General features: G+C 66.9%; 23 protein-coding genes, 2 tRNA genes and 1 pseudogene. 13 read left to right on the top strand and 13 right to left on the bottom strand.

Annotation, left to right across the window (positions count from 1 at the left end; translation table 11 throughout):
* The first annotated feature begins 164 nt into the window (after nucleotides 1-164).
* Entirely contained in the window at nucleotides 165-1,079 is a 915-nt protein-coding gene (locus QE381_RS12660) for a hypothetical protein (protein ID WP_307218676.1), read from the top strand.
* A gap of 391 nt (nucleotides 1,080-1,470) precedes the next feature.
* On the opposite strand, the gene QE381_RS12655 is transcribed toward QE381_RS12660, so the two are convergent.
* The gene (locus QE381_RS12655) at nucleotides 1,471-2,004 is read right to left on the bottom strand and encodes a hypothetical protein (protein WP_307218675.1); all 534 of its coding nucleotides are present in this window, start codon (nucleotides 2,002-2,004) and stop codon (nucleotides 1,471-1,473) included.
* Between the two features lie 108 nt (nucleotides 2,005-2,112).
* On the opposite strand from QE381_RS12655, the gene QE381_RS12650 reads away from it, so the two are divergent.
* Together QE381_RS12650 and QE381_RS12645 are read left to right on the top strand one after the other, a co-directional pair.
* Nucleotides 2,113-3,075, top strand: a complete 963-nt coding sequence (locus tag QE381_RS12650; RefSeq protein WP_307218673.1) for a thymidylate synthase — start codon at nucleotides 2,113-2,115, stop codon at nucleotides 3,073-3,075.
* A gap of 136 nt (nucleotides 3,076-3,211) precedes the next feature.
* Nucleotides 3,212-4,006 (top strand): hypothetical protein, encoded by a 795-nt coding sequence (locus tag QE381_RS12645; RefSeq protein ID WP_307218671.1) that lies wholly within the window; start codon nucleotides 3,212-3,214, stop codon nucleotides 4,004-4,006.
* On the opposite strand, the gene QE381_RS12640 is transcribed toward QE381_RS12645, so the two are convergent.
* Both QE381_RS12640 and QE381_RS12635 read right to left on the bottom strand, forming a co-directional pair.
* Complete coding sequence (locus tag QE381_RS12640; protein WP_307218669.1) at nucleotides 3,990-5,105, bottom strand: ImmA/IrrE family metallo-endopeptidase; 1,116 nt, start codon at nucleotides 5,103-5,105, stop codon at nucleotides 3,990-3,992. The two genes, QE381_RS12645 and QE381_RS12640, sit on opposite strands and share 17 nt — an antisense overlap.
* Entirely contained in the window at nucleotides 5,102-5,419 is a 318-nt protein-coding gene (locus QE381_RS12635; RefSeq protein ID WP_307218667.1) for a hypothetical protein, read from the bottom strand. The genes QE381_RS12640 and QE381_RS12635 overlap by 4 nt, the downstream gene beginning before the upstream one ends.
* Nucleotides 5,420-6,526: 1,107 nt before the next feature.
* On the opposite strand from QE381_RS12635, the gene QE381_RS12630 reads away from it, so the two are divergent.
* The 3 genes and pseudogenes from QE381_RS12630 (at nucleotide 6,527) to QE381_RS12620 (ending at nucleotide 7,081) form a co-directional block, all read left to right on the top strand.
* Entirely contained in the window at nucleotides 6,527-6,664 is a 138-nt protein-coding gene (locus QE381_RS12630) for a hypothetical protein (RefSeq protein WP_307218665.1), read from the top strand.
* 12 nt (nucleotides 6,665-6,676) lie between these two features.
* A pseudogene (locus QE381_RS12625) lies at nucleotides 6,677-6,832 on the top strand (transcriptional regulator); the annotation flags it as partial.
* A gap of 57 nt (nucleotides 6,833-6,889) precedes the next feature.
* Nucleotides 6,890-7,081, top strand: a complete 192-nt coding sequence (locus QE381_RS12620; RefSeq protein WP_307218663.1) for a hypothetical protein — start codon at nucleotides 6,890-6,892, stop codon at nucleotides 7,079-7,081.
* 18 nt (nucleotides 7,082-7,099) lie between these two features.
* Here QE381_RS12620 and QE381_RS12615 read toward each other — a convergent pair whose 3' ends face one another.
* Nucleotides 7,100-8,008, bottom strand: a complete 909-nt coding sequence (locus QE381_RS12615) for a LysR family transcriptional regulator (RefSeq protein ID WP_307218661.1) — start codon at nucleotides 8,006-8,008, stop codon at nucleotides 7,100-7,102.
* Nucleotides 8,009-8,078: 70 nt separating this feature from the next.
* On the opposite strand from QE381_RS12615, the gene QE381_RS12610 reads away from it, so the two are divergent.
* The gene (locus QE381_RS12610; protein ID WP_307218659.1) at nucleotides 8,079-9,032 is read left to right on the top strand and encodes an MFS transporter; all 954 of its coding nucleotides are present in this window, start codon (nucleotides 8,079-8,081) and stop codon (nucleotides 9,030-9,032) included.
* Between the two features lie 908 nt (nucleotides 9,033-9,940).
* On the opposite strand, the gene QE381_RS12605 is transcribed toward QE381_RS12610, so the two are convergent.
* Nucleotides 9,941-10,771: a universal stress protein gene (locus QE381_RS12605; protein ID WP_307218657.1), complete on the bottom strand. Its 831-nt coding sequence runs from the start codon at nucleotides 10,769-10,771 to the stop codon at nucleotides 9,941-9,943.
* Nucleotides 10,772-10,877: 106 nt separating this feature from the next.
* Here QE381_RS12605 and QE381_RS12600 point away from each other — a divergent pair, with 106 nt between their 5' ends.
* On the top strand, nucleotides 10,878-11,900 hold the full coding sequence (locus QE381_RS12600; RefSeq protein WP_307220511.1) for a glycoside hydrolase family 6 protein: 1,023 nt from the start codon (nucleotides 10,878-10,880) through the stop codon (nucleotides 11,898-11,900).
* Between the two features lie 115 nt (nucleotides 11,901-12,015).
* Nucleotides 12,016-13,086: a response regulator transcription factor gene (locus QE381_RS12595; protein WP_307218655.1), complete on the top strand. Its 1,071-nt coding sequence runs from the start codon at nucleotides 12,016-12,018 to the stop codon at nucleotides 13,084-13,086.
* Nucleotides 13,087-13,189: 103 nt separating this feature from the next.
* On the opposite strand, the gene QE381_RS12590 is transcribed toward QE381_RS12595, so the two are convergent.
* Together QE381_RS12590 and QE381_RS12585 are read right to left on the bottom strand one after the other, a co-directional pair.
* Complete coding sequence (locus QE381_RS12590) at nucleotides 13,190-15,046, bottom strand: acyltransferase family protein (protein WP_307218654.1); 1,857 nt, start codon at nucleotides 15,044-15,046, stop codon at nucleotides 13,190-13,192.
* Nucleotides 15,047-15,250: 204 nt separating this feature from the next.
* Nucleotides 15,251-16,105, bottom strand: coding sequence for a PaaX family transcriptional regulator C-terminal domain-containing protein (locus QE381_RS12585; RefSeq protein ID WP_307218652.1), 855 nt, complete (start codon nucleotides 16,103-16,105; stop codon nucleotides 15,251-15,253).
* A 119-nt stretch (nucleotides 16,106-16,224) separates the two neighbouring features.
* Between QE381_RS12585 and QE381_RS12580 the strand changes: the two genes are divergently transcribed.
* Together QE381_RS12580 and QE381_RS12575 are read left to right on the top strand one after the other, a co-directional pair.
* On the top strand, nucleotides 16,225-16,923 hold the full coding sequence (locus QE381_RS12580; protein ID WP_307218649.1) for a lycopene cyclase family protein: 699 nt from the start codon (nucleotides 16,225-16,227) through the stop codon (nucleotides 16,921-16,923).
* Nucleotides 16,924-16,930: 7 nt separating this feature from the next.
* On the top strand, nucleotides 16,931-17,596 hold the full coding sequence (locus tag QE381_RS12575; protein ID WP_307218648.1) for a DUF6584 family protein: 666 nt from the start codon (nucleotides 16,931-16,933) through the stop codon (nucleotides 17,594-17,596).
* 24 nt (nucleotides 17,597-17,620) lie between these two features.
* Here QE381_RS12575 and QE381_RS12570 read toward each other — a convergent pair whose 3' ends face one another.
* From QE381_RS12570 to QE381_RS12560, 3 genes are all read right to left on the bottom strand, one after another.
* Nucleotides 17,621-17,818 (bottom strand): helix-turn-helix transcriptional regulator, encoded by a 198-nt coding sequence (locus QE381_RS12570; RefSeq protein ID WP_307218646.1) that lies wholly within the window; start codon nucleotides 17,816-17,818, stop codon nucleotides 17,621-17,623.
* Nucleotides 17,819-17,827: 9 nt separating this feature from the next.
* The gene (locus QE381_RS12565; RefSeq protein ID WP_307218644.1) at nucleotides 17,828-17,995 is read right to left on the bottom strand and encodes a hypothetical protein; all 168 of its coding nucleotides are present in this window, start codon (nucleotides 17,993-17,995) and stop codon (nucleotides 17,828-17,830) included.
* A gap of 107 nt (nucleotides 17,996-18,102) precedes the next feature.
* The gene (locus tag QE381_RS12560) at nucleotides 18,103-21,126 is read right to left on the bottom strand and encodes a hypothetical protein (protein WP_307218642.1); all 3,024 of its coding nucleotides are present in this window, start codon (nucleotides 21,124-21,126) and stop codon (nucleotides 18,103-18,105) included.
* A 246-nt stretch (nucleotides 21,127-21,372) separates the two neighbouring features.
* Here QE381_RS12560 and QE381_RS12555 point away from each other — a divergent pair, with 246 nt between their 5' ends.
* Nucleotides 21,373-22,071 (top strand): GntR family transcriptional regulator, encoded by a 699-nt coding sequence (locus QE381_RS12555; protein ID WP_307218640.1) that lies wholly within the window; start codon nucleotides 21,373-21,375, stop codon nucleotides 22,069-22,071.
* A 129-nt stretch (nucleotides 22,072-22,200) separates the two neighbouring features.
* On the opposite strand, the gene QE381_RS12550 is transcribed toward QE381_RS12555, so the two are convergent.
* Both QE381_RS12550 and QE381_RS12545 read right to left on the bottom strand, forming a co-directional pair.
* Nucleotides 22,201-22,292 (bottom strand) — tRNA-Ser (locus QE381_RS12550).
* Nucleotides 22,293-22,353: 61 nt separating this feature from the next.
* On the bottom strand, nucleotides 22,354-23,619 hold the full coding sequence (locus QE381_RS12545; protein WP_307218639.1) for an LCP family protein: 1,266 nt from the start codon (nucleotides 23,617-23,619) through the stop codon (nucleotides 22,354-22,356).
* A 169-nt stretch (nucleotides 23,620-23,788) separates the two neighbouring features.
* Here QE381_RS12545 and QE381_RS12540 point away from each other — a divergent pair, with 169 nt between their 5' ends.
* On the top strand, nucleotides 23,789-24,508 hold the full coding sequence (locus QE381_RS12540) for a VIT family protein (RefSeq protein WP_307218637.1): 720 nt from the start codon (nucleotides 23,789-23,791) through the stop codon (nucleotides 24,506-24,508).
* Between the two features lie 116 nt (nucleotides 24,509-24,624).
* Here QE381_RS12540 and QE381_RS12535 read toward each other — a convergent pair.
* Nucleotides 24,625-24,709 (bottom strand) — tRNA-Ser (locus tag QE381_RS12535).
* Between the last annotated feature and the right edge of the window lie 41 nt (nucleotides 24,710-24,750).

The following is a 24,750-nucleotide window of genomic DNA, read 5'->3' as shown; positions in this document are numbered from 1 at the left end:
GGCTGCGCCAACAGCCTCAGGCCAGAACCGGCCCAAGAGGCGCGGTAAGCGACTGTGAGTCCTTTACAGCGTATCGAAGTTTCGGTGACAACGGGTCACCGTCTCTCCTCTCGGGCCTTCACCGGGGGACCGCCTGGTTCTCCTTGACGAGAGAGGAGAGGCCTGTGCCTCTTATCACTGATTACTACGGGATCACGGGTCCCGTTCCGTTCGCCGACATCGATGTGTCGTGCGACAACCGACTGTTCTTGGACCCACACGCTGTGCGGCTGACAGGGTCTCCCGAGCCGTTCGCAAGTGAGGCCATCCGCGCCACGGACAGCTTCCTCGGTGAGATCGTGCGCTGTGTGATCTCGGGGAACCCTGTTCTCTTCCGCCGTGGGGAGTCTCTGCTTCAGCGTTTCAAGGAGCCGTGGCAGACGCGCCTTGGGATGTCATCCAATGGCTTCTATGGTCATGGTGGAGCCGATGACGTGGGCACGTGGATCTGGAACGCACTGGTTACGGATCTGATGGCGCTCGTTCGCGTCGGCGTGCTTGAACATCTCGAGGAACTGCCGTTGTTCGTTGACGGGGTTGATCGTGACATTACCTCCGATGTGACGACTCGGATCATGTTCGCGCCGCTGGCACGGTTCACTGAGGCGATGGTCGCAACCTATCCGGAGTTCACGACGGCGGGGCACGGAGTGCGCAAGGTGCCCTGCCAGGTCTGGGATCCTGACGTTCTGAATTGGGCGGAGGAGGAGTTCACTCTCCCGGTGGCTGATGGGAAGCCGCTCCTTCTTGTCCCGGTGGCCTGGACGCGACGTAACCTGCTGATGTCAGCTACTCGTTTCTACGAGAAGGCTGTGCTTGACTTTGCGCAGCTCGAACAGGCGGTGGTCGGCTCCAACGGCAAGCTCATCAAGACTCCCAAGGAGAAGCTGATGAAGCAGGTCGGCCTCGGCCGGGGGCGCGGCACGAACGTCCGTCTGACATTGAAGGCACTTGAGCGAGACGAGAACCTGATCGCTTACTTCAAGTCCTTTGTTGCTGCGAAGTTCGAGCGCAATGAGGATCGCGATCTGGCCGCCTGAGGCCCGCGAGTCGTAGCTTGTTCACTGGGGAGTGCGAGGGCCGAGATGGTTTCTCGGCCCTCGCACTCCTTCTCATGATGGGGAAGCGACGGGCCGTTCAGTGCGGACGAAGAGTGACGGGGCATATTCTGCTGTCGCATATAGGCGGCCCGTGCGAGTCTGGAAGTTCGGCTGGGCGGTCTTGGGAACGTTTCGTGCTCTCATCGCGCCTCAGCCGTGTGACTTCGCGCACGCTGGTCGTGATGAACGAGTCTCACGACAACGCAGCCGCGAACAAGACCTCGATTTCGCATGCTCGGCTCAGCCGTTGTGAAACTGCGTTGAGATTGGCTGCGTTCACCACGGAGCCGCGACGTCGCCGCCTGCAGCTCAGTTGTGGACCCGGGACGGATCATCCTCGATCGGGATTGTCCCTAATCGTCTTCCGCCGTTGTACTTCTCGGGCGATGACTGAAGCGCTATCTCCGGTCGAAATGGACTCCCAGTCGGGCAAAAGCCCATCAGTAGCGAGCAGCGCTCGGTACTGATGGGCGATGCTTAGAAGCTGTTCGTCATGACGAACCATGTCGTCGCCTCTTGGACCGTGAAGTCGCTCCAGTAGAACGTCATCAGACGCATCGACGTGCACCTTCAGGGCGTCGATTGCGTTCAGCGCATGTTCGATGGACATCACGTCGTCCTCTGAGAGCCGTGACGCCCCGCGATAGATCGGCCCATAGATTAGCTCTCCCACGTGCAGGCGATCAAAGATGATGAGATGGTCGGCCGCGGCCGCCGCGTACACCTGGTCGAGATAGTGATCCCGGAGGATCACATCGGGCGGCGGGGGGCCGTTGGCGACGATGCTGCCGCCAAACTGACGAGCCAACGCCTCGGCCACTGTGGACTTCCCTGCAAAGTCTGGCCCTTCAAGTACCACGATCATGGGGTTCCTCATCCGACGACAGCTATTCCCGCGCGCCGACTCGCACCCAAGGCCGTCTGGGGCTAGCTTGGCGAGAAGGTTGGGGCGCTGCAATACCCGGGGGGATCGATGTCGCTCGTCGTGGAAGAGAGCACTCTTGATGACCTGCTGTTTGCATCGGTTCAATATCTCCTCAGCTCGGGTGAGCCGGTGTCCACATCACGCGGCCAGACGCTGGAGACTCGTGGCGCTCGGCTTCAGCTCTCTAATCCACGAGCCAGAGTAAGTCGTACATCGGCCCTACCTCACATGTTCAGCGCACTCGCGGAGACGATTTGGTACCTGACAGGAGACGACAGCCTTGACCATATTTCGTTCTACGTTTCGGGATACAAAGGTCTGATTGGTGAAGGGACCGGTGTTTATGGTCCGCGCCTCTTCGGTACGGGGGACTATGCCCAGATTCAAAGAGTTGTTCAGCAGCTCGCTGCTGGCTCCACAACGCGGCAAGCCGTGGTCGAACTCTTCGAGCGCCGTGACCTTGAAGCGGATCCACGAGATGTTCCTTGCACTTGTACGCTTCAGTTCCTTCTGCGTGGCGGCCGCGTTGACTTGATTGTCTTCATGAGGTCCAACGACGTCATTACCGGCCTCAGGCACGACCTCTTCTCCTTCACGTTCATCCAGGAGCTGGTTGCGCGTGCGATCGGGGCAGATGTCGGCACGTACACGCACTTTGTGGGCAGTCTTCATATATATGAAGAAGACCGAGAAAAGGGCGAGACGTTCCTGCGGGAAGGCGCGCAAACGCCATACCCGATGCCGCTGATGCCTCCTGGTGACCCGTGGCCAAATGTCGAGGTCATCATCGAGTGGGAGGCCGCGTTGCGGGCGCAGCGAGGTTTCGAACCTCCTGATTCGCTGGCGCCCTATTGGCTGGAACTCGGCCAGTTGCTGTCGGGCTACCATGCGTACCGGCGGAAGGATAGTGCGGCCCTCACACTGGCTCGCGATCAATTGCGGGGGACGGTGTACGACCTCTACTTAAGCGATCGTGATCACATCTTGGAAGGAGAGTTACCAGATGCGTAGGAACTACGAGCAGGACTCACTGCGACTAGACAGGGTCCTCGCTGACTATGAGTCACGACATGGAGCGCTTCCGGGACTAGCGCAGCCGGGTCATCGAGAAGCTCTCATTGAGCAGCTGATTGACAGCGAACAACGTGTGCGGTACACCGACCGTCTTCGGGGCAGGGCGCTGGATCCGAAGGCCGGCGATCCACGCGATCCGGGATTTGATCCCATTCGCGCTGCAATCCTCAACGCTCGGGCCGGTGATCTTGACGAAGCAATCTGGCTGGTTTACCTGTTCGTCCATTTTGGGAAGCACCGGCACGCGGGGTGGCGCTACATCCGGTACGTGTATGGCGCGTTCGGCGAGGGGCCATCAGGCTGGTGGACTTGGGCGCGCACTGCCGCTGACCCATTCGCCTTTCGGCTGTGGCTTGCCGAGCACCAGGACGATTTCCATCGTGACGAAGGACGTCATGGATTCGGAAATCACCGTAAGTACGAGAGTCTAGATGCGTGGAAGGATGCCGGGACGGGTGCCGCGATCGCAAGTTACGTCACGTGGGTCCTGGCAGCCGGCGGGGATCATGCGGAACGTTTCGCATCCTTCAGCGGCGGTACGCCTGAGGAGAGCTTTGACTCGGCTTACCGTTCTCTCGATGCTGTGATCAGGTTTGGGCGCACGGCTCGGTTCGACTACCTAACGATGCTAGGCAAGCTCGGGCTTGTCGAGCTGCTGCCGCCCCACTCATATGTTGTGAACGCAACGGGTCCGCGCCGGGGGGCAGCGCTTCTGCTGCGCGGAGACCCTACTGATGGCACGGGTCGAGAACTGCAAGCAGAGCTTGCTCAGTTCGGCAATTTGACTGGCATTCGCCCTGATGTGCTGGAAGACGCGATATGCAACTGGCAAAAGCAGCCGGACAAATACGTCAAGTTTTCTGGGTGAGAGTCTGTTCGCTCCACCTGTAACGGCGGATCAGCTTGTTCTGCTGGCGGAAATCGAGTACGCCATCGAAGTGAAGACGACCGACTACTACTCCGGGGGCGACCCCATGTCGTGCGGCGAAACGGGTGATTTCGCGGGCGGTCGGTCCCTTTGCGCGTAGGTTTCGAAGCTCGTCGACACCAGCGGGAAGCAACGCGGAACGCGCAAACTCATTTGCTTCCCCCTCTGTCGCAGACTCTGAACCGTCCGTTACGTCGATCTCATCGAGGAACTCGCCGTCAGAACCGTGAAGCAGGAGATGCCCGATCTCATGAAACAGTGTGAACCACAGGTGGTCCTCGGCCAGATAGCGGGCTGAGAGCGCGATCGCTCGTGCGTGCTCGTTCACACGGAAGGCGGCGCCGCTGACACGACACTCTTTCGTGGGTTGGACAACTACCAACGCCACACCAACGCGAGCTAGCAGATCGCTGAGCTGGGGCAGAAATTTCTGAGGATCCCCGATCTTGCTCAGCGACCTGAGTTGCGGAATGCTGGCGCGTAGCTGAGCAGGCGACCAGCTCGCCACTTCGCGTAGCGCGGCTTCGACCTCGGCACGACGCAACCATGCGGCGACAGCTAGCTCGTCCGACTCAAAGCTCGCCGAGGTCCTGTAATGCGCATCGGCGAGTCTCGACGTCCAGACGTCAGCCCATTGCTGCGCATCTTCGACGCCAAAGTAGTCAAGCAGCGTTGCCGCCTCGTGCTGCCAGGTGCCACGGTCGTCTGCGAGCCAGCCGCGATGTCTTAGCTCTGCAATCGGGGACCGGCGGACAAGGTCATCGACCCTCAGCCAGTTCAGAGACTCTCGATACTGAGCGTCTCTACGGCACCAGAACTCTGGTGTTGAGCCGAGCACGCTGGCGAGGCCCGCTGCCAGTTCGCTCGTCAGCACCATCTCTCCAAGCATGAGTCGGCGTGCTTCGGGATCGCTGATGCCCAGCGCATCCGCGAGGTCGTCTGTAGAGAGACCCTTGGTCTCAAGAAGGCGGCGAATCGTGTCGCCGGGGGCTGATGCCCACCGTGGTGCGTCTTCCTTAACCTGAAGCGTCACAGTCATGCCTCCTGCCACCCGTTGATCATGAGCCGGTTGATCTGTGACCATGCGGGTTTTCCCCCGGCGGTGACCCGAAAGGAGTGATGATCAACCCGGCAGCGTAGAACGACATTAGTGCCAGCAACAATCTCAAATCCCGCTACGTTGACGCTAGCCAGCGGGGGCACGCCGAGCGGAACCTCAAGGAGCGAGTCTGCCGCTGTCATGTCAGCGACCTGTTGTCGCATGTCGAGGAGGTGTTCGGGTGAGGGCCAGTCCCCGTCGCGCGGGTCGAGGAACTGCTGCCGCAACCGCGGCGTTGCGTAGCTCAACTGCATCACCGATCTTCCCCAACACCCTCAGCTCTGCGACCACGCGATAGTTCATCCGTCTCTGGGAGTCTTCGCTAAAACGCTACTTCGATGAGACTAGCCGCACGGGTCGGCTGTCGTGTGCTTCGCCGCGGTATGTGGCCGACCTGCATTGGGTGCGCATTTGTCGCAGTGCAGCAAGAGTCGCGCCGAAACTCGACGCTTTGGCTTCTCCGCCAACTTTGCGGAGGGCCGACGAGAAGCCCGCGTCCATTTCGTCTTCATCAAAAGCATGATGTGCGCGGCTTGCGACTGGCGGTGCCGCGACTGAGCGTTTGGCTTGGGAGCCACGTCGGCGACTCCTCCGTGTGCACTACACGACTCTCATCGAGACGCAGGAGCTCATCACTCGGGGCGTGAACAGACTAAGAGCGCGTCCTACGCTTCGCGATCCACTCCAACAGCCGCTTCGTCTCCCACGACGGGTTCGAAAGCCATTGCGTGGCCTCCGCTCTAAGACGGGCCCCGCCCGAACCCAGGTTCGGGCGGGGCCCGTCGTTCAGGGGCGAGGCGGGAAGCTCGACGTGGCGACATCGACGTCGCAGCGCGGCGTAAGTGAACCTCATTGTGCGAAGACCAGAAGTCTTTCCGGTCCTGCTGTTCGGTCGGCATGAGTACGCGTAAACGGTATGCCGCGTTCGGTTGTTGACGCAATCGTCGTCCCACCCACAGGCGCGACAGGCCGCGATGAGAGAGCGATCCGGGATCGGTGCGCGCAGCTTCGGCCTGTGCGTTGATCTTGATCACGAGACCTCGCAGAAACTTGCCCAGGCATCGCTGGGAACATGTCATCGGGCTGTCCTCCGGGCTGCTCGTCGTTGAGCGACGCGCCGCCAGCTGATCTCGTGATCAGAATCTCGTGGGAGCGGCTGCGCTTCTCGAACGGCGCCGACATCATGCGCGGGTATGTGGCTGAGCACGTCGATGTCCGCACAGGCGTCGAGATCTTCCGGCGGGTGGGCAGGAGAAGACCTCTATCCGGGAAGACCTCGACGCCTCTTCGCGAACCAACCGGCGCGCCTCGACGACGCGCTCACCCGTGAAGAGCGACAAGGCGAAAGGGAAGTGATCACGATGGCTCTTACCCCGGAGCAGCTGCTCGAGAAGCGTCCTGTGAACCGTGCGCGCGTCGACGCGCACAAGGAGCGGATGCTCGGAGAGGTGCGGGCGTACCGGCTGCGCGAACTCCGCGAGCAGCTCGGACTGACTTAGGAGCAGCTCGCGCAGCGGATCGGCGTTGGTCAGCGCCAGGTCTCGAAGATCGAGAACGGCGATTTCGACAGCGCGAGGAACAGCACGGTCGGCAAGTACCTCGAGGCCGTCGGAGGAGACCTCGCCATCGAGTACGTCCCCGGCGATAGCCGGCCGCAGGCCGCCTGATCCCTCAAGATCAGCGTCCCGGGCGCGAGAGGCAGGCCACGGTCGAGGACGGATCGGGTGCTCGTGGACAAGGGCTACCCGTCGAAGGAGAGCCGAGTCTGGCTGCGCGAGCGCGGGATCGCCGCGACGGTCCCGGAGCGTGACGACCAGATTGCCCACCACCGCACAAAGCCGGGACGACCCAACGACTTCGGTGACGCGCAGTGGATCCGCTACCGCTGCCACAACGTCGGGCGGGGAGGGGCTTGAGCTGTGATCGGTGCGACGCTATCCGCGATCCGGACGTTGGCGTGGTGATCCTCCTAGGCGCTTCGCCAGGTTCCGCCGCAGCGCGGCCAGGGCGGGACTATCGTGTGTGTCCTCGCGCCAGACGAAGCACTTGCTGAACGAGATCCCGGGCTCAAGTGGTCGAACGTCCAGAAGCGGGCCTTGCGCTCGGACGGTGCTCGACCCCGCGGTGATAGCGACGCCGGCGCCGGCGGCAGCAAGAGCGATGTGTAACGACTGGTCGTCTGCGAGACACAAGGCATTGCGCATGAGCGCTCCGAGGCGGGATTCGAGGAGTTGTCCCAACTCTGACCGCGTGCTGTAAGTCACGATGGGGAGCGCGCTGAGATCAGCCAGGCGAGTGGTCGCGGCCGGTGGCAAGATGCCGGGGCGAGACACCGTGACGACCTCCTCTGCGAGGAGGTTCTGGGACGTGAGCCCGCCGGGCAGGTGCGTTGTATCGCCCATACCCAGCGCGGCCGCGTCCAGAGAACCGACGTGCACGGCCTCGACCAGCTCCGCTCCGGGTCCGCCGACCAGCTGGATAGCAAGACTCGGATGGTCCTGGGAGAGTTCGGCGACGGCTGCGGGGAGCACCGTGTCGACGAGCCCTGTCACCGCGCCGACACGAAGCGTTCCTGTGAGAAGGCCAGCCCGATCCGAGAACGCCTCGCGAGCGCGTTCGATCGCTGCTACAGCAGCCCGCGCATAGGGGAGAAGAGTCAGCCCCGCCTCGGTCGGGACCGCACCCCCGCGTCCCCGTACGAAGAGTGTTTCGCCGATCTCTCGCTCCAGCGCTGCGATGCTGCGGCTCAGCGAAGGCTGAGCGATACCGCACTCCTCGGCGGCCGCCGTGAACGAGTCGTTCTCTGCGATCGCGATCACGTAGGACAACGTACGAATATCCATAACGAGAGGCTATCGGAATCTTGCCAAATATGTCTTTGACGTATCTCTGTCCATCTCGAACACTCGACAGGTGACCATTGCTCGCCGCACGCCCTCCTCGTCATCGCGCTGGATGTACCGCGCCATAGGATTTCTCTCCTTCTTCGACCGCTTCTCGGCAGCGCCCATGATGGTGGTCTTCGCGTCTCAGGAGGGTGCGCCTCTCGCCACGGCCGCAGCGCTCCTGGCTGGCTACAGCTTCGCGTACGCGCTCGGGCAACCTCTCTGGGGGGCACTCGGCGACCGGGTCGGCCGGATCTTCGCTCTGCGCCTCGCCCTGTGCGGATCCCTCGTTGCATCCGTCCTCAGCGTGGTGCTGGACCCCATGCCCTTGGTGTTCGCCGCGCGTATCTTGGCGGGCATCTTCGTGGGCGGATTGTTCCCGACGATCATGACCATCACTGGTGACACAGTTCGCGAAGGGCCAGAACGCAGCCGGGAGGTATCTGCGTTGCAGACAACAACCGCGCTCGGCACAACGGCCGCCACTGTTCTCGCAGCGGCCGTCGCTTCCCTAGCGAGCTGGCGAGTAGTCCCCGCCGTGGCCGCCGCCGGATTTGCCCTCACGTTGTGGGCGGTGCGACCGCTCCACGAGTCTGCACGGCGCGCCACGCTGACCGCATCGCGCGCCGCATTCAGTCGGTGGACACTCGTTCTCTACGTCATCGGCGTGTTGGACGGTGCGGTATTGCTCGGAGTGTTCAGTTTCATCGCGCCGGCCATAACCGCGGGTGGCGTCGCTCCCGCTCTCGCCGGCATCTTCACCGCAAGCTACGGCATTGCGATCATCGTGGGCGCGCAGATCAACAGGCGCCTCATACAACTCTGGCCGCGGACGAGGACCATGTTCCTCGGTGGCATAGCGCTCGTGCTTGCATATGCGCTCGCGGCGACCGGGTGCGACCCCCGCCCTCGCCGCCGCATCGGCACTTATCGGACTCAGCAATGCTTTCTTCCACGCGGCTGTACAGACATGGGCAACTGAGGTCGCGCCGCAAGCGCGCGCGACAACCGTCTCGCTTTTCGTTTTCGCGCTGTTTGCCGGCGCCGCACTAGCGACGTCAACGATCGCTCCTATGGCCGAACACGGATACGGCACGGTCTTCCTCATCTCCACGTTTGCCGCCGTGGTGCTCACAGGCGGGGCAACCTGGGCATACAGTTTCTGGGAGCGCGAACGAAGCACCCCGCAGACGATGCACAGTGATACTCCGAAATGATCTCGGCGTGTGATGCTTCCGGTTCCACGAATGTTCGTTGCACAACCGCAGCGCGGTGGAAACCCGAACGGCTCGGTTCAGTATCGTCGGACGGTGTTTTTCGCGGTTTCTCAGTCTGCTGATCTCTGCCGGCTATGACACCGCATGATCGGTGGGCTCAGCCGCTCGTCAGAGCAGGATGCGCGATCGCCCAGAATTCACGGATATGAGCGGGTACATCGATCGACGGCCACAGGGAGACCAGCTCGACGGCCGTTTAGCGTATCGTCCGGCTCTGCCGCATTGACGTGCCGTGTATACATATCCGGCTCATCGTACTCTTGGCCGCTTCGATCGGCTTGGTCGATTCCGTCTTCCCCGCCAGCAATGAGTTGGTATCCTCGCGGGCGGACTGCTCATAGTCAGTCCTGTCGCCTCCACACGCTGGGTCCTCGTTTATTTCATCCCGGCAGCCAACTCACCGTCTCTGGCACCTCCAAAGTTCTCGGTTACTCACGCAGCGGGAGTGAGTGGGGGAAGATCAGCGCCCGCGCTCGCCGTCCCGCTTCGTGGCCCACTCCAGAAGACGCTTCGTCTCCCGCGACGGGTTCGAAAGCCATTGCGTGACCTCCGGGCGCTCGTGCGCGGATGTCTTCCCCGTGTCAGGCGATGCGATACGACCGCACGGGTCGGATCAGCGAACGACCGCCGTCGGCGCGGCGAGGTGGGCGACGACCTCTTCGCTGACGGATCCGAGGAGGAACCGGGCGAAGCCGCTGCGACCGTGCGAGCCGACCACGACCAGCGACGCCGACTCCGCGCTGTCGCCGATGACCTGCGCGGGGTCTCCCTCGCTCACGTCCGTCAGGACCTCGAGGCCCGGGTGCCGTTCCGTGACCTCGGCGGCGACGCGTTCGGCACCGGCACGGGTGATGCCCTCGAGGTCGGTGAGGTAGACATCCGGATACACCCCGAAGTCGCCGGGCACCGCCACCGGCAGCCAGGCCGCGAGCACCGTGAGCGGCTCGCCGAGGCGCTCGGCCTCCGTCGCGGCGAACGCGATCGCCGCGCTCGAGGTCTCGGAGCCGTCGACGCCGACCACGACACCCCGGCGAGGGGCATCCCCCGGCTCGGGCACCACGACGACCGGGCAGTGCGCACCCGCCGCGATCCGCGCACCGTGCTGGCCGCGGTGTCCACGCCCGCGCGGCTCACCGCCGATCACGAGCAGCTCGGCGTCCGAGGACGCCGCCACCAGGAGCGCGACCGGGTCGCCGTTGGCGACCTCGGCGGCGACGTCGAGACCGGATGCCGCGAGCTCCGCGGCGACCGCCTGGAGCCGGGCGGCGGTCGCATCCACGACCTGCGCGACGATGTCGTCCTCGCCGACCGCGCCCACGGCGCCGCCAACGACCGAGAACAGGACGATCCGGCGCCCGAGATCACGGGCACGCCGCGCGGCCCAGTCGAGCGCACGGCGGGAGGCCGCCGCATCCGTCACTCCGACGATGATCGTGTCTGCCATGGTGCACCCCTCAGGTCGCTCCCTGCCAGGCTAGCGCGCGGGGCGCGGGCGGACAGGTCCACGCAGGTTAACCCGCCCCCGCGGACGGCGATAGAGTCCTCAAGTGATGTCTCGCTCGCGGCGACCCCGGCGGCGCACTCCGCGCTGGCTCGCGATCGTCCTGATCGCGGCGGCGATGGTCGTCGTGGTGACCATCATCGGCACGGTCGGGTGGTTCGTCACCGCGGGGCTGCAGCTGATCTCCGCGCAGCCGCCCGGGGTCGGGACCACGATCGTCGCGCCCGCGGAGTCCAAGGCGGCCAAGGCCGCCGCATCCGGCTCGCTGACCGGCACCGAGCAGACGGCCGCCGAGTACCTGGCCGCCCAGCCCACGGCCTACTGGCTCACCCCCGAGATCGATCCGATCGGCGAGGTCGGCGGACGCGTGCTCACCCTCGCGCAGGAGGCGCGCGAGCAGAAGGCCTCGCTCGCGGTCGTCGTCTACGGCCTGCCCGAGCGCGACTGCAGCGCGGAGCACTCGGCGGGCGGACTCGACGACGCCGACTACACGACGTGGACGACCCAGATCGGACAGGCGCTGTCGAGCATCAAGGACGTGCGCAAGATCGTCGTGCTCGAGCCCGACAGCCTCGCCCTCGCCCCCGAGTGCGGCAACATCGACGCGCGCGCGGCACAGCTGCACGACGCCGTCGGCCGGCTCTCGGGGATCGACACGTGGATCTACCTCGACGGCGGCCACTCGAACTGGCGGTCCGCATCCGACATGGCGGCGCTCATCCAGAAGGTCGGCGTGCTCGACACGGTGCGCGGCTTCGCGCTCAACGTCTCGAACTTCAACTCGACGGCCGATGAGTTCGCCTACGCGCATGACGTCGCGCGAGCCCTGGGCGGCGGCCATGCGCTCATCGACACCTCCCGCAACGGCGCGGGTCCCGACGGGAGCGTCTGGTGCAACCCGCCGGACCGGCTCGTGGGCGATCGCGGCGGCACGTTCGGCGACGACGTCGTCGACACCAACCTGTGGATCAAGCCTCCGGGCGAGAGCGACGGCGAGTGCAACGGCGGCCCGGCCGCGGGAGACTGGTGGCCGCCCGCATCCGTCGAGCTCACCAGGAACGCGATCGGCTGAGCCGTGCGAACGCAGAAGACGACCCCCTCCCCCCGATGTGGAACAATGGCGGCACGCGCTCTCCGTGGGGGACGTTGCGCCGCACACGTACTCGTGAAGTCGAGGCCCTGATCACATGACCGATGCTCCCGAGGCACAGAAGACAGCAGTCATCGTCGAGGACGACCCGGACGTGCGGCACCTCCTCGTCGAGGTGCTGGAGGCGGCGGGCTTCTCGACCGTCTCCGTCGGCAACGGCATCGACGGGGTGCGCGCCGTCCTCGCCTACCAGCCGCTGATCACGACGCTCGACGTCAACATGCCCGGCATCGACGGCTTCGAGGCCGCCCGCCGGATCCGCGAGAAGAGCAACACGTTCATCATCATGCTGACGGGGCTCGCCGACGAGGCGGACGTGGTGCTCGGTCTCGGCGCGGGCGCCGACGAGTACATCGTCAAGCCGTTCCGGCCCCGCGAGTTCCGCGCTCGCGTGGAGGCCCTCCTGCGCCGGCCGCGGCCCGTGGCGGGCAACGGCACCCAGCCGAGGCAGGGCGCCGTCGGACCCTCGTTCCCCGGCGCGCGGCAGCCCGGCGAGACCCTGCCGGGCGGCGATGCCTTCCCCGCGCCCCGTGACTTCCCCGCCGAGCCGGCCATGCCGAATCCGCCGGCGCAGCCCACGTACCCGGCGATCGCGCCCGGATACGCGCCGCCGCAGCCGGGGTACCCGGCACAGCAGCCGGCGTACCCGGCGCAGCAGCCCGCGGTCGCCCCTGCTCCCGCCGAGGCGACGCCGATCATCGTGCCCGCGGCATCCACCGGCTCCGAGGTCGCCGTGCCGTCGGGGTCGCGGGTGGCCGTGCCCGGCGGCGGGTACTGGGTGACCCACCGCGATCTGCAGCTGAACCCGGAGACGCGCATCGTGCTCATCGCCGGCCAGGAGGTCGAGCTCACGCGCACCGAGTTCGACCTGCTCGCGACCCTGCTCGAGTCGAAGCGCCGGGTGCGCAGCAAGGCAGATCTCACGCTCGTGCTGCGCGGCGAGTCCTACGTCACGTCCTACTACGTCGGCGAGGCCGACAAGCGGGCGGTCGAGGCGCACATGACGAACCTCCGCCGCAAGCTCGCCGACAATCCCACGAACCCGCGGTACATCGAGACCGTGCGCGGGGTCGGCTACCGGCTCACGACCGAGCTGCTCGCACCCTGACGCCCCCTCCCCTACCGCGAGACCAGTCCGCGGCGCCGAGACCGGTGGTTTTCTCGCCGGTCTCGGCGCGCGGGACTGGTCTCGCGGTCAAGGGAGCGCGGGGTCACGGGGAGGGCGGGAGAGCGGCCAGGATCGTGCGGGCGTAGAGGGCGCCGCCCTCGTCCCCCGGGTGGATGCCGTCCGGGCCGAGCAGGTCCGGCCGCGCCGCGGCGGCCGCCGCCCAGTCGGCCACGCTCACCTGATCCGGATGGGCTGCCGCCAGCTGCGCGTCGCCGCCGTTGACCGACTCGGTCCACTCGCGGGGCGCATAGGCGGTCACGAGCACGAGCTTGCGATCGGGGCCGATCACCTGCATCACGCCGTCCAGCGTCCCGGCGCCCCAGTATCCGTTCGTGCCGAGCGCCAGCACGACGACACGACGCAGATCGCCCGCCGCATCCAGGTCGGCCAGCAGCTGCGGCGCGGTCCGCGGCTGCCTCGAGACCTCGGCGTCGATGAGGATGCCCGGCAGCGCCGCCGCCAGCTCGGGGGCCGAGGCGAGCATGACCGAGTCGCCGACCGCCGTGACGTCGGTGCCCACGATGGATGTCGTCGCCGCAGGCGTCCCGGACGGCGAGGAGGCCGCGCTCGTCGGGGCCGGGCTCGTCGGGGCGGGGGCGCTCGGGTCCGTCGGCGCCGGGGTGGCGAGGACGTCCCGCCCGCGCTGGATGGCCTGCTCCGCCTGCGAGGCGTGGGGGGCGGCCGCAACCGCGGCGGCCGTCGTGATCGCGAGGACGCTCGCGGCGGCCAGGCCCACCGCGACGCGCCATGCCCGGCGCTCGCCGGCCGGCCGCCACCGCATCGGAAGTACACCGGTGAGGAAGGGACGCTCGATCGCCGCGTAGGAGAGCCAGGCCGCTCCGACGCTCGCGACGGCGGCGCCGAGACCCACCACGACCACGCGGGAGGGGCCGGCGCTCGGCGGGACCGCGGCGGCGATCAGCACGAACACCGGCCAGTGCCACAGGTACAGCCCGTAGGAGCGCCGGCCGATCGCGCGCAGCGGCGCGACATCCAGCAGTCGTCCGAGCCGGGGCGAGGCGATCACGCTCCAGATCACGACGGCGGTCAGCACGCTGACGGCGACGAGACCGCCGCGATAGGTGACGGCATCCGCCTCGCCGAGCAGGAGGCAGGCCAGCCCGAGCAGGACGAGGGCGGCAGCGCCCGTCCAGAGGCCCGGACGGCGCAGCTCGGCGCGGAGGCTCGTCACCGGATCGCGGCGCCGATGGATCAACGCGAACGCGAGGCACGCGCCGATCATGAGGCCGAAGCTGTGCGTGTCGGTGCCGAAGTAGACGCGTGTGAGGTCGCCGCCCTGGGACAGCAGCGCCATCAGGACGGCGGAGAGGGCCGCCATCCCCGCGCAGACGAGCGCGCTCGCCCGCGGGCGGAGGAAGCGGGCGAGCAGCCACACGACGAACGGCCAGACGACGTAGAACTGCTCCTCGACCGCGAGCGACCAGAGGTTGCGGAAGAGCTCGGGCGCGTCGTGAGCGAAGTAGCTGCTGCCTGCGCCGATCGCGACCCAGTTGCTGGAGAAGGTGAGCGCGCCCAGCAGCTGACGGCCGAGCGACAGTCCCGTGTCCTTGCCCACGAGCAACGTGGCCGAGCTGCACACGAGGAGGAGGACGAACAGCGCCGGCAGCAGGCGGCGCGCCCGGCGGGTCCAGAACCGTCGCAGCCGCACGGTGCCCTGACGCGTGACATCGCGCACGAGCAGCGTCGTGATGAGGAAGCCGCTGATGACGAAGAAGATGTCGACGCCGATGAACCCGCCGGGAAGCGCACGGGGGAAGAAGTGGAACGCCATGACGACCATCACGGCGATCGCCCGCAGCCCGTCGAGACCAGGGAGGCGCCGCAGTCCGGATGCGTCGGCGCGCGCTGCCGCGGAAGACGGCTCCGCCACCGTGATCACCCCTTCGACGCCTCGGCGGCACCCACCCGGAGGGTCCGACGCACGGCTCCGACGATGGTACCCGCGCCCGCGGCACGCCACGCCGACGACGTGCCGAGGGCTGTCCTGGAGCGGATGCCGTCACCGACGGAGGACCCCGAGTCCCCCTCCCTCACGCCCCCACCAACACGGACGTCACGCACCGACCGCGCACACCCGGCCGGGTCAGGCTGTGACGGAGTAGGTGACGCGGGCGCCGTCGAACACGACGCGATGGGGATCGGTGACATGCAGGCCGGTGTGCGCCTCGATGGCTCGCACCGCGGCCTCGCGGAGCGCCTCGTGGCGCTCCGCGAACAGCGCATGCGCCACCGCGCCCGCCCACTGGTCGGGGAGAAGGCGGGCGGGGAGGTCGGGGTCAGCGTAGGGGAAGCGACGGTAGTCGTCGGTGAGCCGCACACGGCGCACCAGCGCCTCGTCATCGCTCAGCTCCTCCAACGCCCCCTCCCCTGTGCCTTCGTGGCGCTCCACGAAGCGGCGGTACTGGTCGTCGAGTGCCTGGAGATCCCAGGCGCGCGCGGCGATCTCACGGTCCTTGACGAGATCATCGGTGCGGGTGAGGAAGACGTCGCCGTCACCGGCGGGCTGCTCGTCGAGCGCGCGCTGCGCGCTCGCGCGGCGGTCACCGGGAGCGATCCAGGTCGCCGGCTGCAGCGACCCGAACCCGAGCCACGCCAAGTTCTTGCGGAACTCGTCACGCGCTGCTCGGTCGGCCGTGCGTGTGAGCACCAGCGTCCATTGCCCGTCCCCCGACTCGGAATCATGACGGAAGATGCGCTCACGCCCGGCATCCAGCAACCCCCACCCGCGTGAGGCGAGACGATAAGTCGTACGCCGACCGTCGCGAACGGCGTCGAACCAGCCGTCCGCGCGCAGCCGCGACATCACCATACGCGTCGTCGCGCGCTCGACGCCGAAGAGCTCCATGACGTCGCTGAGGCCGGCCAGAGGCGCGGCGCCATCGGCGCAGTAGCGGAAATAGTCCCCGTACAGCGTGAATACAAGGGAGCGAGGGCGCATGTCCCCACGCTACCGGGGCGGCAACGCAGCACCGGCGCAAAGATATGTGACGAAAATGTGGCGCACATCGTAAAAATGTTTCATAATCGAATCGTCACTTCAGCAAGGAGGCTGGGATCATGCGGATCGCCGTCATCGGAGCGGGGCCTGCAGGCCTGCTGTTCGCCACAATCGTCGCGCGGGAGCTTCCAGGGTCGACGGTCGACCTCTTCGAGCGCAACGGCGCCGACGAGGCGTTCGGGTTCGGCGTCGTCTTCTCCGACGCCACCCAGCGCGGGGTCGACAGCGCCGACAGCGCGCTGCGTACCACGCTCGACACTCACGGTGTGCGTTGGGACGCCATCGCGGTGCGCCTCAAGGGCGAGGAGCACGCGTTCGCCGGCAACGGCATGGGCGCGGTGCTCCGCAAAGACCTGCTCGCCGAGCTGCAGCAGGGTGCACGCGACGCCGGGGCGAACCTGCACTTCCATCACCCGATCGAGCTCGCCGATCTCGGCGACTACGACATCGTGGTGGCTGCCGACGGCGCCAACTCACGCACACGTCAGGCGGTCGGCGAGGACACGCTCGGCGTGAGTTTCGAGTACGCGACCGCCAAGTTCATCTGGTTCGCGACAGATCACGTCTTCGACGGCCTCACCTTCCTGCACCAGCACGTCGCGGGGCTCGGCGACGTCCCGGGTGTCTTCTGTCCGACCCCGCAGGCTTTGCCCGCGTGGTCGCGGATGCCGTCTCCGCGCGCGCCGCGGTCTAAGCCGACGCGCCGACCGTGCCAAGCGTACGGCCGGCGCGTCGGGGGCGATCACGACCCGGCATAATGTCGACATGTGTCCGGGGGATGCGGGCGGACGAGCCCGCGCTGACGTCGCAGCCGCGCGCCACCGCCCCCTGCTCGACCGCCTGAAGAGCGCTGTCGCGAACGACCCGGCCGACCTGCCCGCGCGGGAGCATCTCGCTGAGATGTACCGCTCGCTCGGCTACTCCGACCAAGCCGCCCGCTGGGGCGCCGCCCTCCCCGGGTGGCTCACCCGCACGGAGCGAGCGGTCCTTGCCCGCACGCTCCGAGGTGCTCCGCGCGACCGCGTCCGGACGCTGATGATGCTCCCGTCGGGGATGTCGCTGCCCGAGGACGTCGACGATCTCCTCTTCTCCGGAACCCCGGACGATCGGCGATGGCGATGGCGTGTCGCGACACACCTCGACACCGCGCTGCGTTTCCTCGTCCTGTTCGCCGGAGCAGCCATCGCCTTCTGCGTGGTCCTGATCGTCGGCGCGGCGTTCGCCGGCGCGTCGGACATCCGGCTGATGACTCGCGTGATGGCTGTGACGTGCGCCATCCCGCTCCTGTGCACCGATACGCTCTGGCTCCTGAGGAGCCTGCTGACCCTGCGCTGGTGGGTCGTCCCGGTGACGGTCGCCGTCGGCATCCCGCTGGTGCTGATGATCGTGTGGATCGCGCCCACACCCGGCGGATACCTGCCCTGGGAGTAGACGGCACGGCGTGTTCGACGAGCTTCACGCAGCCGGCCGAGACGAGACGCTGAGGCCGAGCTTCATGACGATGTCGCCGACGTGCTTGCTCACCGCGGCATCCGTGACCGTGAGCGCGCGGGCGATGTCGGCGTTGGATCGGGCGTCTGCCATCAGTGCCAGCACTTCTCGTTCTCGGATCGTGAGTCCCTCGAGCGGCCCCGGACGCCCTCCCGCGACCAAGACGCCGGCTCAGCGGGTCAGCACCCACACGGCCAGGCCGGCGCCGACCGCGGCCCAGAGCCCGAGCGCGGCACCGAGACCGATCAGGATCCCGCGCATCGCAGAGACGGCCTCGCGCTGCTCCCGTTCGAGGTCCCGCGCCGCCGCGTGCTGTGCTCGGCCGGCCGGTGTGGACATACGTGTCGTCCCCCCTGCCTCTCTCAGGAGAGGGTGGGGCCGCCCTCCCCTGAGAGAGAGCGGCCCCACGCCGCTGCGTCGACGTCCCACAGCCCCTGCAGCGCCGTCTAGAGCTCTGCGTCGGCTGCCTTGTTCTTGCGGCGCACCGTGACAGTCACCGTCGCTGCCCCGATCAGCAGCAGGGCGAGCGCGATCCACGGCAGCATCGCGGGCAGCTCGACACCCGTGGGCGGCAGGTTCCCGGTCGGCGAGATCGCCGGGATGTTCACGGTCGAGTCGTTCGACCCCGTGGGCGGGCCGGACGGCGGAGTGCCGATCGCCGAGGCGGTGTTCGACAGCTCACCCGAGTTGAGGTCCGCCAGCACGACTCGATACGTCGCGGAGCACGTGACCGAGTCCCCGGGGGCGAGGCGAGCCGCCTCGGCCGGACAGGTGACGGCCGAGAGCTGCCCGGCGCCACTGAACGACCCCTCCTGCACCGCGATGTCGGTCAACGTGACGTTGCCGGTGTTCGTGATCAGGAAGGTGTAGTCGACGACCTGACCGACCTGGGTGACGGTGTCGACGCTGGCGGTCTTCACGATCGACAGACCGGGAGCCGGGGTGATGGGCACCTCGACGCTCGAGCTCGGGTCCTCGGGCGGGTCGACGCCGGTCGGCGGCTCACCCGTGCCCGTCGCCACGTTCGTCACACCGCCCGCGTCGACGTCGGCCTGCGTGACGACGTACGTCGCCGTGCACACGAGGCTCTCGCCGGGAGCGAGCGAGGTGGTCGCGGCGCACTCGATCACGGGAGCATCGCCCGTACCGGAGAACTCGGTCTCGCTGATGCTCGGGTTCGTGATCGTGACGTTGCCGGTGTTGGTGAGCGTGAACGTGTAGGTGATGGTGTCACCCACCTTGGGCTGCGTCACATCAGCCTCCTTCACGAGCGCCAGACCCGGCGTGCGAGGCGCATCGATGACGGCATCCGACTCGTTCGAGCTCACCGGCGGTCCGGCAGGCGTGTTTCCGGTGGCGACGGCCGTGTTCGTGATCGTGCCCGCATCGATGTCGGCCTGCGTTGCGACGTAGTCGGCCGTGCAGGTCGTGATCGCCCCCGGTGCGAGCGTGGTGACGGGGCAGTCGATCGCCGACAGCTCGCCAGTTCCGGAGAACGCGACCTCGCCGATCGTCAGCGCGCTGACGGTCACGTTGCCGGTGTTCTGGACGCGGAACGAGTAGGTGATGCCCTGACCGGCGGCAGTGACCGACTGGGGATCGGCCGACTTCGTCAGCAGCAGCGACGGAGCCGGGGGAACAGTGAGGTTCGCGTCATCCTCGTTCGAGGTGACGGGCGGGCCGCCCGGCGGGGTTCCGGTCGACGTGGCCGCGTTGGTCACGGTGCCGGCGTCGACGTCCGCCTGCGTCAGCGTGTACGAGGCCGTGCACTCCGTCTGCGCGTTGACCGCGAGACGCCCAGCAGGGCACGAGATCGCGGAGAGCTCTCCGGTTCCGCTGAACGAGGTCTCGTTGATGACGATGCCGTCGAGCGGCACGTTGCCGGTGTTCGTGACCGCGAAGGTGTACGTGACCGCCGAGCCTGCGACGAGCGGATCGCCCTGCGCGGACACAGACTTCACGAGACTGAGACCGGGCGCGGGCGCCTGCGTGGGCGTCGTGGTCGAGGACTCGTAGCTCGTGACGGGTGTGCCGTTGTCCGTGGTGCCCGAGGCGGTGGCCGTGTTGACGACCTGACCGTTGTTCACGTCGCCCGGGTTGATCGTGTACAGCGAGTTCGCCGTGCAGTTCGACACCTGGCCGGGAGCGATGCTCGTCGGTGCACACGTCGCACCGGTGATGCGCGCGTCGTTGATCGTGATGCCGTTGACGGTCGCAGCTCCGGTGTTGGTGACGGCGAAGGCGTACCGGATCGTGTCGCCTGCATCGGTGATGCCGTTGCCGTTGACGTCGTTGACGGCAGCGACGGACTTCACGAGCGACAGGCCGACCGGCGCGATGGGCACCGTGGAGGAGTCGTTCGACGGGTTGGGGTCCTCCTCGTCGCCGCGGATGTTCGCCGTGTTCGACGTCGCAGCGGTGAGGTCGGCGGTCGCCGTCGCCTGGATCGTGTACGTGCGCGTCTCGTTGATGCCGAGGCGCCCGCCGAGGCAGGTGACATTGCTGCCGATGATGGTGCACCCGCCGTCGGGCGCCCGGACGTTGGTGAAGCCCGCGGGAATCGTGTCGGTCATGAGCGAGCGCGACGAGACGCCCCGGCCGTAGTTCGTCACGGTCAGCGTCCATGTGACCGTCTGACCGGCGACGACGGTGGCGGGTCCGGTCTTCACGATGCCGAGGTCGACGGGCAGGCCTGGCGACGAGGCGCCGTCGTTGTTCGTCGTCGCCGTGCCGCTCGAAGAGTAGACCTGCGCGAAAGTCGGATTCGCAGAGTCCGGGTTGGTGACCTGGACCTGGTACAGCTCGCCGGTGTCGTTGTTGCCGAAGCCGAGCGCGCCGTTGCCGTACGTCCATGCGGCGCCGTAGGAGCCCGCAGGCAGCGGTCCGGCGAACACGTCTGAGGCACCCGTCGCCGGGTCGATCCGCTGGATCGACGTGCCGCTGCTGGCCCAGAAGTAGCCGTAGGCATAGGTGAAGTCGTTGCCGATCGCGGCTTGCGTCAGCGTGATGGTGCCGATGACCTGACCGTTCGCCGGGTTCACCACACGCATCTGGTTCGGCTCGAGGAACGAAGTGCCGTAGTAGTTCCCACCGGGACCGAAGTCGCCCACGATGAAGTAGCTGCCGGGGTTGCCCACCAGTTCGATGCCGCCCTGGGCACCGATACGGATGAACGAGCCCTGTGGATACTCCGCAGTGCCGCCCCCGCCGACCGAAGCGTACAGGTAGTTGTCGGCTGTGTTGTATGCCAGACCGTTGTACTGCACGGGCGCGACGGGACCGACGTCTTCGTAGTCGGTACCGCCGTTGGCGTTCGCACGTCCGATCTTGAGCTGTGTCGGCGCTCCCGTCGAGATGAAGATCGCCGGCTCGGCGGGATCGAAGGCTGCGCCGGCGGCCGCGTGCGCAGCCGGAGCCAGCGCCGACTGCAGCCCGACAAGAGCGCTGGTCGCCATGGCGAACGCGATCACGGCCGCAACCAAGCGCCTTCTTCGGCCGGTGCTCACCGTGCTCTGCTCTGGATTTCTGGTCATCGAAGCCCCTATCGCGAGTGGTGCACGACGGTGCGCTCCAGCAGGAGATGCGTCCGCCGTTGGTCGAAACTTTCCTGGATTACTAATATATCAGTCGAGGGTGCTAATATATCAGTCGAGAATCAAAAAGATGTGAACTCTTGAGCTGCCGGTCCAGGTTGATCGAGCAGCATAATCAGTTGCGTGCCCATATCTGCGAGCCCGCTTTCACGGAGCGATGGGCTGCTGGCCGATCAAGTGTTCACACGGCTCTCGGATGCCATCGTCGCCGGCGAGCTCGCGGAGAACGAGCCGCTCAACGATCACCAGCTCGCTGCGGCGTTCGGCGTCTCACGCACGCCGGTCCGAGAGGCCTTGCAGCGACTGCAGCAACTAGGTCTGGTAGACGCAACACCCCAGGTAGGCACGAAGGTGGCCCCGGTCGACGACGATCTCATCGTTCAAATCCTCGAGTTCAGCGGGATCCAATCATCCATGGTTGTCGCCATGGCCGTGCCGAGGTTGTCGGAGTCTGACCGGATCCACGCGATCGATCTCGTGCAAGCGCTCATCGACGCCCCGGACCCAGCGACGTCCTTTCAAGCCGGACGCGACTTCGTGAAGTTCATGACCGATCGGTGCGGCAACGTGATGTTGCAGCGGGCGATCGCCGACATGCGATTCATCGTGCTGAGAAGCATACGGCACATCAGACCCATACTCGGCGCGGACCCCGAGCGAATCGCCTGCTACCGGCGGATGCAGGATGCCATACGCGACGGCGACGGCGAAAGGGCCGCTGCTGCATTCCGTGAGCAGCATCGCCTGCCCCTGCGCATCGTGGAACGAGCGACGCCAGACGAGCACGACCCCCACGAGAAACGGCCCGCCTCACCCCGCTGACGTCGCGATCCCCCACCACGCACCGTCTGCATATGGGGGGGCGTACCCACCCGATCCCGACGGCCGGCACGCTGAAGGCGAAGAGCCATCACATCGCGACGGCTTCTCGCGGCTCACACGAACAAGAAGTGGCGGAGACGGAGGGATTTGAACCCTCGGTCCCCTTACGGGGACTCCACCTTAGCAGGGTGGTGCACTAGGCCTGACTATGCGACGTCTCCAGGTGCGCGATAAGCGCACACCCGCCAAGCATACCTGTTGCCGCGCGAGCGCGAGAACCGGTCAGCCGGCGTTGCCGTTGGAGCAGGTCTGCTCTGCGGCCGTCTGTCCGGTGATCGACGACGGGAGGGTCGCCGCGTCCGTCGGAGTCGCCGTATCCGTGGGTGTCGAGGGGGTGGGCGCATCCGTCGGAGCGGGCGTCGGGTCGATCACGATGGTGCCCGCGCTGGAGCTGTTGGGGCTCGTGCCGCCGGTGAGGATGAGCTGCTGGTTCGCCTCGAGCGCGTCGAAGAGCTCGGATGCCGCACTCGTGTTGGGCACGACCTTCGCCGCGTTGTCCGGGTCGGTGCCGGTCGGGTACTGCACGAAGACGATGTCGCTGAACGACACGCCCTTCATCGTGAGCGCGAGCTGCACGAGCGTGAGCGGGTTCGCGAGGTTCGAGCTCGGCGTCACGTTGTCGACGATCGTGTTCGCAAGCGAGTACACCGTGCCGACGTTCGAGAGGGTGTCGTCGCTCACGATCTTCTTCACGAGGTTCGACATGTAGAGCTGCTGGTTCGAGATACGCCCGAGGTCGGAGCCGTCACCCACGCCGTGCCGCGTGCGCAGGAACTCGAGCGCCTCGACACCCTTCAGCGTGTGCTCGCCCGGTGCGAGATCGAGACCCGTGTTGTCGGGGTCGTAGATGCCGTTCGCGACGCAGACGTTCACGCCGCCGATCGCGTTCGTGATCTCGATCACACCGCCCCAGGTGATCTTCGCGGCGTAGTCGATGTTCTGCCCGGTGAGCTTCGAGATGGTCTTCGCGACGCACGACAGGCCGCCGTAGCCGTACGACACGTTGAGCTGCTGCTTGCTCGCCGCCGAGGACGTGGAGCCGTCCTCCCGCGTGCACGACGGGATCGGGATCATGAGATCCCGCGGGAACGAGACCGCCGTGACCCGACGCGGGTTGTCGGACACATGGATCATGATGTTGACGTCGTTGAGCTCGCCCTCGGCGTCCGGCCCGTCGCAGCGTCCGGGGAAATAGTGCGCGTACGCCGGCTCGCACGCATCCGTGCCGACGAGCAGGATGTTGAAGTCCCCCTCGATCGCGCCGATGTTCGGCGGCGCGGCGGTCTGCCCCTCGAGCTCGACCGAGTTGCTCGCCAGCGTGGATGCCGCGCTCCAGAAGTTGTAGCCGACGACCCCGACTCCGGCGACCAGCACGACCGCGACAGCCACCGCGAGCACCGTGAAGATCTGGGACACCGGATGCGGGGAGCGGAGCTGGCCGTGGCGCGCCACCGTCTGGCGGCGACCGTTGCGATGTGACGGGCTCACTCGGGTCCTTCTGGTCGTTCTCGCGATCGAAAGCACCCCGGTCACGGGCACTTTGTCATGAATCTACCCGCTCCCGCTGGGAAACCCCCGCACCCGGCCGCTACCGCTCCGGCGAAGGGATGTCTCACCTTCGTGGCGCGCAGTCCGCCTCGCGGAATAGCCTGCCGCCATGACCAGCCCCGCTTACGCACACCCGGACGAGCCGCACCGTGCCGGCCTCGCGCAGCGCCTGAACTGGCTGCGGGCGGGCGTCCTCGGCGCCAACGACGGCATCGTGTCGACGGCCGCCGTCGCCGTCGGCGTGGCCGGAGCCACATCCGAGGTCGCGCCGGTGTTCCTGGCCGGCGCCGCGGCCCTCGTCGGAGGGGCGATCTCGATGGCGCTCGGCGAGTACGTCTCCGTCTCCAGCCAGAGTGACTCCGAGACCGCGCTCATCGCGAAGGAGCGACGCGAGCTCGCCGAGAGTCCCGAGGACGAGTTCACCGAGCTCGTCGGCCTCTACGAGGCCCAAGGCCTCTCGACCGCCACCGCGACACAGGTCGCGACCGAGCTCACCCAGCGCGACGCCCTCGCCGCCCATCTCTCGGCCGAGCTGAACATCGACCCCGACGACATCGTGAGCCCATGGCACGCCGCGTTGGCCTCTGCCATCGCCTTCACGATCGGGGCACTGCTGCCTCTGGCGACGATCCTGCTCCTGCCCGCACCCGTGCGGGTCGCCGCGACCTTCGTCGCCGTGCTCGTCGCACTCGCGGTCACGGGGTACCTCGCCGCGTGGATCGGCGGGGCGCGTCGCGGTCGCGCCGTGCTGCGCACCGTGATCGGCGGCGCGCTCGCCCTCGGCGCGACCTACCTCGTCGGCACGCTGTTCGGGACGACGATCGGCTGAGCGCCCCGCCCCGCCCCGCGCCCCCGTCAAGACCGCGAGACCAGTCCCGCGCGCCGAGACCGGCGAGAAAGCCACCGGTCTCGGCGCGACGGACTGGTCTCGCGGTCAGGGAAGGGCGGAGAGTGTGGGATTCGAACCCACGGGGCATTGCTGCCCACCGGTTTTCAAGACCGGATCCTTCGGCCGCTCGGACAACTCTCCCAGGGGGATGTCGACACATCCGAAGCGAGTCTAGACGAGCG

Source organism: Microbacterium sp. SORGH_AS_0888 (assembly GCF_030818905.1).
Lineage (GTDB): Bacteria > Actinomycetota > Actinomycetes > Actinomycetales > Microbacteriaceae > Microbacterium.
Note: the sequence above shows the minus strand (reverse complement) of the source record. Positions and strands in the feature narration are given on the sequence as shown.

Excerpts from the sequence above, each read along its gene's own strand:
- QE381_RS12580 (WP_307218649.1), top strand. The coding sequence starts at position 16,225 with ATGCGGATCGCCGTCATCGGAGCGGGGCCTGCAGGCCTGCTGTTCGCC.
- QE381_RS12630 (WP_307218665.1), top strand. The coding sequence starts at position 6,527 with ATGGCTCTTACCCCGGAGCAGCTGCTCGAGAAGCGTCCTGTGAACCGT.
- QE381_RS12575 (WP_307218648.1), top strand. The coding sequence starts at position 16,931 with ATGTGTCCGGGGGATGCGGGCGGACGAGCCCGCGCTGACGTCGCAGCC.
- QE381_RS12540 (WP_307218637.1), top strand. The coding sequence starts at position 23,789 with ATGACCAGCCCCGCTTACGCACACCCGGACGAGCCGCACCGTGCCGGC.
- QE381_RS12585 (WP_307218652.1), bottom strand. The coding sequence starts at position 16,105 with ATGCGCCCTCGCTCCCTTGTATTCACGCTGTACGGGGACTATTTCCGC.
- QE381_RS12565 (WP_307218644.1), bottom strand. The coding sequence starts at position 17,995 with ATGTCCACACCGGCCGGCCGAGCACAGCACGCGGCGGCGCGGGACCTC.
- QE381_RS12600 (WP_307220511.1), top strand. The coding sequence starts at position 10,878 with ATGTCTCGCTCGCGGCGACCCCGGCGGCGCACTCCGCGCTGGCTCGCG.
- QE381_RS12635 (WP_307218667.1), bottom strand. The coding sequence starts at position 5,419 with ATGCAGTTGAGCTACGCAACGCCGCGGTTGCGGCAGCAGTTCCTCGAC.
- QE381_RS12655 (WP_307218675.1), bottom strand. The coding sequence starts at position 2,004 with ATGATCGTGGTACTTGAAGGGCCAGACTTTGCAGGGAAGTCCACAGTG.
- QE381_RS12640 (WP_307218669.1), bottom strand. The coding sequence starts at position 5,105 with ATGACTGTGACGCTTCAGGTTAAGGAAGACGCACCACGGTGGGCATCA.
- QE381_RS12605 (WP_307218657.1), bottom strand. The coding sequence starts at position 10,771 with ATGGCAGACACGATCATCGTCGGAGTGACGGATGCGGCGGCCTCCCGC.
- QE381_RS12595 (WP_307218655.1), top strand. The coding sequence starts at position 12,016 with ATGACCGATGCTCCCGAGGCACAGAAGACAGCAGTCATCGTCGAGGAC.
- QE381_RS12615 (WP_307218661.1), bottom strand. The coding sequence starts at position 8,008 with ATGGATATTCGTACGTTGTCCTACGTGATCGCGATCGCAGAGAACGAC.
- QE381_RS12650 (WP_307218673.1), top strand. The coding sequence starts at position 2,113 with ATGTCGCTCGTCGTGGAAGAGAGCACTCTTGATGACCTGCTGTTTGCA.